Raw genomic sequence first — 9,023 nt, 5'->3', positions numbered from 1 at the left:
AAATTAGTTTTGTTGGGGGGCGGTTTTTTTATGGTTTTTTTCTTGGTTGATGGTAAAAACCGCCCCCCCCCCCCCCCCCGCCGGGCCCCCCCCCCCCCCCCCCTCGACGCGGGCCAGCGCCGAACCTGCGGGAATGCACAGCACCAGTGCCGGGACAAGCAGCGCGTAACGCATGATCAATCCTCCAGAAGCTTCACGGGATGTACTGCATGCACGTATGAGCGGCGCGTTCCCGGCACAGTTCGATTTTTTTGCAGATGAGCTCAGAGCTCGCGCACCACACGGAAACCCAGCCAATCGCCGCGCAGGGTCGAACTGCGTTCGTTGCGGTTGCCGGAGCGCGAGAAGATCGGCGCCTCGGTGTAGTCGTTGCCGCGAATCACCCGACGGTCGGCGCATTCGCTGCTTTTGGTCTGCGGGCTGCCGTCGGTGGGCGCCGTGGCGTAGCTGTCGACGTAGCAGTCGCGGGTCCACTCGTAGACGTTGCCGTGACCGTCGTACACGCCGTAGGGATTGGGTGGGTAGCTACCGGCGGGCGATGTGTAGGAGAAACCGTCCTTGGGACCGTAGGTGTTGGCGTGCTTGGCGATGCTGTACTCCTCGCCTTCATCGAAGGGGAAGGGGAACGGGCCGCTGCTGCCGCCGCGAACGGCGTACTCGCGCTGGGCTTCGCTCTGCACCTTGTAGACGTGGCCGGTCTTCTTCGACAACCACGCGGCGTAGGCTTCGGCCTCGTGGAAGTTCAGGCACACCGCTGGCTGCTTGTCGCCCTGGGGGTAGCGCGGCTTGCCGGCAATGCATTCGCGACCGGGGCGGGTGTCGCCGTTGGGCACTTGGTAACCGCTGCTGCGCAGGTAGGCTTTCCATTCGCCGTTCTGGACCTGGAAGCGGCTGACGGCGAAGGCTTTCTTGAACGTCACCTCGTGCAGCGGGCCTTCGTCGGGCTGGCGCCCGAGTTCGTCATCGGGGGTGCCCATGGTGAAGGTGCCTGCCGGCAACACCACCATTTCCGGGCAGTCCTTGCAGTCCTTGAACACCTTGCCCGGCTGGGCGGGGCTGGCGGCCAGGGCGCTGGCGGACAGGCCGGTCATCAGTACCAGGCCCAGGGCCAAGGGCAGGGCGGACAGAGGGCGGGGAGGCTGTGGAGTCATCGCGGGTCTCGCTGTCTGAAGGGGGAAACGGGGCACGCCACAGGCGGGCCTACAGGCGTTTTTCGAGGATGGCCATGAAGCGGTCCAGTTCGCGCTCGTCGTTGAGCAGTCCCGGCGCGGTCCGCACCACCGGGCCGACGTCACGGTCCACGGCGTCGGCGACCACCCGATTGGCCATCAAGTAGGCCGCCACCTGGTCGCTGTCCTGGCCCTTGACCCGGAAGAAGCTGAAACCCGACGACAGGGCCGGGCGCTGCGGCGTGACCAATTCGATGCCGGGCAAGGCCAGCAGGCGCTGCTTGAGGTCGCTGTTGAGCTGGTGAATGCGCGTTTGCACGTCCGCCTTGCCCAGTTGCAGGTGCAGGTTGAACGCTTCGTCTACGGCCCAGCGATGCTCGAAGGCGTGGTAGCCACCCGGGGTCATGCTGGTGGCGAAGTCGCTGTCCTGGGAGAAGGTGGGGATGATCGGCGTCAGGTGCTCGAGCGTTTCCGAGGCGGCGCAGATGATGCCGGTGCCGCGTGGGCCGAACAGCCATTTGTGGGTGCCGGCGATGAAGTAGTCGCAATGCATGGAGGGAAAGTCGAGGTCTTCCACGCCGAAGCCATGCACACCGTCGACCACGTAGAGAATGCGGTCCTTGTCGTCGCGGTTACGGTTACGCTCGGCGACCAGTTGGCCGATCTCGCCGATTGGGAGTTTGACGCCACTGCCGGACTGCACCCAGGTCATGCCCAGCACGCGGGTGTTGTCGCGAATGCCGGCAGCGATGTTGCCGATGATCTCATCGGTGGACACGTTGGCGGGCTGATCGAACAGCGCAATGCGCCGCACCTGGGTGCCTTCGCGCTGGCTGCGGTAGGCCAGGACGTGTTTGGTAGCGTAGTGCTCATGGGGGGTGATGAGGATTTCCTGGTCCGGGCGCACCTGCAGGCCGCCGAAGATCAGGGTCAGGCCTTCGGTGGTGCTGCCGGTCAGGGCGATCTGGCCGGGACGGGCATTGAGGTAGCGACCGGCGGCTTGGCGTACCCGCGCTTCATGCTGCCACACCTCTTCGCGATCCCAGTCCATGGCCAGCCCTGGATTGCGGTCCAGGTGGGCGCGGTAGCGGGCGATGGCCTCGGTCACCGGACGCGGGTGGGAGGTGATCAGGAAGTTGGAGAAGTGCAGGTAGTCGGGGTCCTGGTCGAACAACTGGCGCAGGCGCTGCCACTTGTCCTGGGTCTGGGGTTGGATGTGCGGCGGCGCGGTGGCGGCCTGGGCGCTGTGCTGCAGGGCGCTGCCGAGGGGTAGGGCTGCGGCCAACAGGCCGGCTTGCTTGAGAAAGGTTCGGCGGTCGTTCATGGCAGGGCGTGGCCCGAAGGCGCCGTGCGCGGGTGGGGGATGCAAAGGGGTCGTGTCATGGCCTTCTCGCGGCTCGCCATCGTCAGGGCAGGTGAGGTACCTGTTGTGAGGGATGGACGAGCCTGCGCGGAAGGAATTTAGGGGATTGGAAGCGGCAAGTGGCAAGCGGTGAACGGCGAACCGCTAACCGCTGCGCCTACAGGATCAGGCCTCGTAGCCCAGGTTCGGTGCCAGCCAGCGTTCGCTGACGCTGATGTCCTGGCCTTTGCGAGCGCTGTAGCGCTCGATCTGGTCCTTTTCCACCTTGCCGACCGCGAAGTACTGCGCCTGCGGGTGGGCGAAATACCAGCCGCTGACGGCGGCCGCCGGGAACATGGCGAAGTGCTCGGTGAGGAACACGCCGCTGGGGCCGGTTTCGCCGATGGCGGTGCCGTCGAGCAGGCGGAACAGCGTGGCCTTCTCGGTGTGGTCCGGGCAGGCGGGGTAGCCCGGGGCCGGGCGGATACCGCTGTACTGCTCCTTGATCAGCGCCTCGTTGTCCAGTTGCTCGTCCTGGGCGTAGCCCCAGTACTGCTTGCGCACCCGGGCGTGCAGCCATTCGGCGCAGGCCTCGGCCAGACGGTCGGCCAGGGCCTTGACCATGATCGAGCTGTAGTCGTCGCCCTTGTCTTGATAGGCCTTGGCCACTTCCTCGGCGCCGATGCCGGCGGTGGTGATGAAGCCACCGACATAGTCGGTGACGCCGCTGTCCTTCGGCGCGACGAAGTCGGCCAGCGACCAGTTCGGCTTGCCGTCGGGCTTGATGGTCTGTTGGCGCAGGTGGTGCAGGGTGGCCAGGGTCTGGCCTTGGTCGCCGTACACCTCGATGTCATCGTGCTCGACCTGGTTGGCCGGCCAGAAGCCGAACACCGCACGGGCGCTGATCAGTTGCTCGCTGATCAGCTTCTCGAGCATGTCGCGGGCGTCCTGGTACAGCGCCGTGGCGGCTTCGCCGACCACCTCGTCGGTGAGGATGCGCGGGAACTTGCCGGCCAGGTCCCAGGAAATGAAGAACGGCGTCCAGTCGATGTACTCGGCCAGTTCGCGCAGGTCGATGTCTTCCAGCACCTTGACACCGGTGAAGGAGGGGACTGCCGGCTGGTAGGCGGCCCAGTCGTAGTGGGGCTTGGCGGCGATGGCCTGGTCGTAGCTCAGGCGTTCGGTGCGGGCGCTGCGGTTGGCGGTGCGCTCGCGCACTTCCACGTATTCCTGGCGGGTCTTGTCGACGAAGGCGCCCTTGAGCTCCGTGGACAGCAACTGGGTGGCCACGCCCACGGCGCGCGAGGCGTCGGTGACGTAGATCACCGCGTCGTTGGCGTACTTGGGCTCGATCTTCACCGCCGTGTGGGCTTTGGAGGTGGTGGCGCCGCCGATCATCAGCGGCAGGTGGAAGTCCTGGCGCTGCATTTCGCGGGCTACGTGGACCATTTCGTCCAGCGACGGGGTGATCAGGCCGGACAAACCGATGATGTCGCACTTCTGCTCGCGGGCGGTCTGCAGGATCTTCTCGGCTGGCACCATCACGCCCAGGTCGACGATGTCATAGCCGTTGCAGCCGAGCACCACACCGACGATGTTCTTGCCGATGTCGTGCACGTCACCCTTGACCGTGGCCATGAGGATCTTGCCCTTGGCCTCGGGCTTGTCGCCTTTTTCGGCTTCGATGAACGGAATCAGGTGCGCCACCGCCTGCTTCATGACCCGCGCCGACTTGACCACTTGCGGCAGGAACATCTTGCCGGCGCCGAACAGATCGCCGACCACGTTCATGCCGCTCATCAGCGGTCCTTCGATGACCTCGATCGGCCGCGTGGCCAACTGCCGGCATTCCTCGGTGTCTTCGACGATGTAGGCGGTGATGCCCTTGACCAGCGCGTGTTCCAGGCGCTTGTCCACCGGCATCGAGCGCCACTCTTCGTTTTCCACTTCCTTGGTGGCGCCGCCGCCTTTGTAGTCGTCGGCGATGGCCAGCAGGGCGTCGGTGCCCTCGGGGGTGCGGTTGAGCACCACGTCCTCGACTTTCTCGCGCAGCGCGGCGGGGATCTCGTCGTAGATCTCCAGTTGGCCGGCGTTGACGATGCCCATGGTCAGGCCATTCTGAATGGCGTGGTAGAGGAACACCGAGTGGATCGCTTCGCGTACCGGGTTGTTGCCACGGAAGGAGAACGACACGTTGGACACGCCGCCCGAACTCAGCGCGTGGGGCAGGTGGTCGCGGATGTAGGCGCAGGCTTCGATGAAGTCCACGGCGTAGTTGTTGTGTTCCTCGATGCCGGTGGCGACGGCGAAGATGTTCGGGTCGAAGATGATGTCTTCGGGCGGGAAGCCCACCTCGTTGACCAGGATGTCGTAGCTGCGCTGGCAGATTTCCCGCTTGCGCGCGGCGGTGTCGGCCTGGCCGACCTCGTCGAAGGCCATCACCACCACGGCGGCGCCGTAGCGTTTGCACAGGTTGGCGTGGTGCTTGAATTGCTCGACGCCTTCCTTCATCGAGATCGAGTTGACGATACCCTTGCCCTGGATGCACTTCAGGCCCGCTTCGATCACCTCCCACTTCGAGGAGTCGATCATGATCGGCACGCGGGAGATGTCCGGCTCGCCGGCGATCAGGTTGAGGAAGCGCACCATGGCCGCCTGGGAGTCGAGCATCCCTTCGTCCATGTTGATGTCGATCACCTGGGCGCCGGCCTCGACCTGCTGCAGCGCCACTTCCAGGGCTTCGGTGTAGTTCTCTTCGCGAATCAGCCGGGCGAACTTGGCGGAACCGGTGATGTTGGTGCGCTCGCCGACGTTGACGAACAGCGACTGGCGATCGATGGTGAACGGTTCCAGGCCCGACAGCCGGCAGGCCTTGGGAATGTCCGGGATGGCCCGTGGCGGGTACTTGGCCACGGCCTCGGCGATGGCCTGGATATGACCCGGGGTGGTGCCGCAGCAGCCGCCGATGATGTTGAGGAAGCCACTGGCGGCGAACTCCTCGACCACCGCCGCCATTTCCGCCGGGGTTTCGTCGTACTCGCCGAAGGCGTTGGGCAGGCCGGCGTTGGGGTGGGCAGACACCTGGGTGTCGGCCTTGGCCGAGAGCTCTTCCAGATAGGGGCGCAGGTCCTTGGCGCCGAGTGCGCAGTTCAGGCCTACCGAAATAGGCTTGGCATGGCGTACCGAGTTCCAGAAGGCTTCGGTGGTCTGTCCGGACAGGGTGCGGCCAGAGGCGTCGGTGATGGTGCCGGAGATCATGATCGGCAATTCGACCCGATCTTCCTCGAACACCTGCTGCACGGCGAAGATCGCGGCCTTGGCGTTGAGCGTGTCGAAGATGGTTTCGATCAGGATCAGGTCCGCGCCGCCTTCGATCAGACCGCGGGTGGCCTCGGTGTAGTTGAGCACCAGTTCGTCGAAGGTGACGTTGCGATAGCCTGGGTCGTTGACGTCCGGGGAAATCGAGCAGGTGCGGCTGGTGGGGCCGAGCACGCCAGCGACGAAACGTGGGCGGTCCGGGGTTTCCAGGGTCTTGGCGTCCGCCACCTGGCGGGCGATGCGCGCGCCTTCGACGTTGAGCTCGTAGACCAGCGCTTCCATGCCGTAGTCGGCCTGGGACACCTGGGTGGCGTTGAAGGTGTTGGTCTCGAGAATATCGGCGCCGGCGTCCAGGTACGCCTTCTCGATGGCGGCGATCACCTGGGGCTGGGTCAGCAGCAGCAAGTCGTTGTTGCCCTTAACATCGCTTGGCCAATCGGCGAAGCGCGTGCCACGATAGTCCTTTTCCTCCAGACGATAGCTCTGGATCATGGTACCCATACCGCCGTCCAGAATCAGGATACGCTCCTTCAGTGCGTGCTGAAGTGCTTGGAGACGAGCGCTGCGGTCGGGCATGAGAACTAACCTGGTCGGACGAAGATCGGAAGTGCGGGATAATAACAAAGCTGCACGGATTTTAGGTGCATCGGCCAATTGCATGAATTTGATTCATGTTGGCGATGCCAGGCGCAGACCCGTTGGAAACACAGACAATCGTGACAGCTCTCAAGAACCAGGACACTGCGCACATGGTGCAACGTTTTATCGCCGCCTCCTTTGCCTTGCTGCTCGGTGGCGCCGCATGGGCCCAAGCCCCTCAATCGAGCCCGAGCATTTCCTACACCCGGGACATCCAGCCGATCTTTACCCAGAAGTGCGTGGCTTGCCACGCCTGCAACGATGCCGCCTGCCAGCTCAATCTGGGCAGCGCCGAGGGCGTGCAGCGCGGCGCCTCGAAGGTGCCGGTGTACCAGGGCGAGCGCAGCGAGGCGGTGCCGACCACGCGGCTGTTCTACGACGCCCAGGGTGAAGAGGCCTGGCGCAAGAAGGGTTTCTACTCGGTGCTCGACGCCCAGGGCAGCCAGGCGGCGCTGATGGCGCGGATGCTCGAGCTGGGCCACAAGACCCCACTCACGCCCAATGCCAAGTTGCCGGACGAGATCGTCCTGGGCCTGGAGCGCAACAACATGTGCCCGCTGCCCCACGAGTTCGACGCCTACGCCGGCGCCCACCCCAAGGAGGGCATGCCGTTGGCGGTCACCGGGCTCACCGATCAGGAACACCAGACCTTACAGCGCTGGCTCGCCGCCGGCGCGCCGGTGGAGTACCAGCCGATCCAGCCAAGCGCCAGCGAGGCCAGCCAGATCGCCGAGTGGGAGGCACTGCTCAACCGCCCAGGCGCCAGCGAAGCGCTGGTCGGTCGCTGGCTGTACGAGCACCTGTTCCTGGCGCACATCTACTTCACCGGCGGCGAGCCGGGTCACTTCTTTCAGTGGGTGCGTTCGCGCACGCCCAGTGGCCAGCCGGTGGACCTGATCGCCACGCGGCGGCCCAACGATCCGCCGGGTAGCGATTTCTACTACCGATTGATGCCGGTGCAGGGCGTGATCGTGCACAAGACCCACATCACTTACCCGATGGGTCCGCAGAAGCTCAAGCGCGTCAAGCAGCTGTTCTACAGCGGCGATTGGCAGACCACTTCGCTGCCAGGCTATGGCCCGCAGCGCCGCGCCAATCCGTTCGAGACCTTCGAAGCGATCCCGGCGGTGGCGCGCTACCAATTCATGCTCGACAACGCCGAATACTTCGTGCGCACCTTCATCCGCGGCCCGGTCTGCCGTGGGCAGATCGCCACCGACGTGATCCGCGACAACTTCTGGGCGCTGTTCCAGGAGCCGGCCCACGACCGCTACGTCACCGACGCGGTGTACCGTGGCCAGGCGACACCGCTGCTGGCCATGCCTGGACAGATCGACGACGTCGGCAGCGTGTTGAGCCTGTGGCGCGCTTACCGCAACAAGCGCAACGACTACGAAACCCTGCGCCGCGAGGCCTATGCCGAAATGCCGCCACCGAGTTGGTCGACGCTGTGGGCCGGCAATGACAACGCCTTGCTGAGCATCTTCCGCCACTTCGACAGCGCCTCGGTGAGCAAGGGCCTGATCGGCGATGTGCCGACCACCATGTGGTTGTTCGACTACCCGCTGCTCGAGCGCACCTATTACCAGTTGGCGGTCAACTTCGACGTGTTCGGCAACGTCTCGCACCAGTTGCAGACGCGCCTGTACTTCGACCTGATCCGCAATGGCGCCGAGGTCAACTTCCTGCGCCTGATGCCCGCCGAGAAGCGCGGGGCGATCCTCGACGATTGGTACCAGAACAGCGGCAAGGTGAAGATGTGGCTGGACTACACCGACATCGACACCGACACGCCCAGCGGGCTGCAACTGGACAAGCACCACGCCGAACGCGATTTCGGCCTCAAGCTGCTGCAGCGCACCGCCAGCCTCAACGCGGCTCCCGACCCGATCAACCGCTGCACCGGGGCCTATTGCTCGCGGCCGCAGATGAACGCGCAGTTCCGTGACGTCGAGCAGTCGCTCAGCCGCCTGGTGTCGCGTCCGGCGGCCGGGCTCAAGGTGATCGGCCAGCTGCCCGAGGCGACCATGCTGCGCATCGAGGGGCAGGGCGGTCAGCGCCAGGTCTACAGCCTGCTGCGCAACCGCGCCCACAGCAATGTCGCGTTCCTGCTCGGCGAGGCCTATCGCTACCAGCCGGGTCTGGATACCTTGACCCTGTACCCGGGCGTGCTGAGCAGTTACCCCAACTTCATGTTCAACATTCCGGCCACTGAGGTGGCGGCATTCGTGGACGCCATGGAAGCGGCGCGCGACGACACCGGCAAGTTCGAGCGCATCGTCGAGCGCTGGGGCATTCGCCGCAGCCATCCGCAGTTCTGGCAGTACTTCCATGACCTGAGCACCTTCATCGAGGAAACCGATCCGGTCGAAGCCGGGGTACTGGACATGAACCGCTACGAGAACCTCTGATCGGACCTTTCCGGGTCGACTGTGGTCGGACAGGTGGGTGGCCCGGGGGGGGGGGGGGGGGGGGGGGGGGGGGGGGGGGGGGGGGGGGGGGGGGGGGGGGGGGGGGGGGGGGGGGGGGGGGGGGGGGGGGGGGGGGGGGGGGGG

At 65.3% G+C, this 9,023-nt stretch carries 4 protein-coding genes; 1 reads left to right on the top strand and 3 read right to left on the bottom strand.

The features are described 5' to 3' along the window. Positions 1-263: 263 nt before the first annotated feature. The 3 genes from Q6A47_RS22785 to metH all read right to left on the bottom strand — a co-directional run bounded on the left by Q6A47_RS22785 (position 264) and on the right by metH (position 6,405). A complete protein-coding gene (locus Q6A47_RS22785) occupies positions 264-1,151 on the bottom strand; it encodes a formylglycine-generating enzyme family protein (RefSeq protein WP_369811593.1) in 888 nt (295 codons plus the stop codon). Between the two features lie 49 nt (positions 1,152-1,200). Then, positions 1,201-2,493 carry a pyoverdine-tailoring periplasmic protein PvdN gene (pvdN, locus tag Q6A47_RS22780; protein WP_304485462.1) on the bottom strand — a complete coding sequence of 431 codons (1,293 nt, stop codon included), beginning with the start codon at positions 2,491-2,493 and terminating at the stop codon, positions 1,201-1,203. A gap of 204 nt (positions 2,494-2,697) precedes the next feature. Then, positions 2,698-6,405: a methionine synthase gene (gene metH, locus Q6A47_RS22775; RefSeq protein WP_304485461.1), complete on the bottom strand. Its 3,708-nt coding sequence runs from the start codon at positions 6,403-6,405 to the stop codon at positions 2,698-2,700. 173 nt (positions 6,406-6,578) lie between these two features. Between metH and Q6A47_RS22770 the strand changes: the two genes are divergently transcribed. Next, positions 6,579-8,879, top strand: a complete 2,301-nt coding sequence (locus Q6A47_RS22770; protein ID WP_039578202.1) for a fatty acid cis/trans isomerase — start codon at positions 6,579-6,581, stop codon at positions 8,877-8,879. Positions 8,880-9,023 lie beyond the last annotated feature (144 nt).

This window comes from Pseudomonas boreofloridensis (assembly GCF_030580795.1).
Classification (GTDB): domain Bacteria; phylum Pseudomonadota; class Gammaproteobacteria; order Pseudomonadales; family Pseudomonadaceae; genus Aquipseudomonas; species Aquipseudomonas boreofloridensis.
The sequence above is the reverse complement of the archived record's forward strand: the minus strand, read 5'-3'. Positions and strand labels throughout refer to the sequence as shown.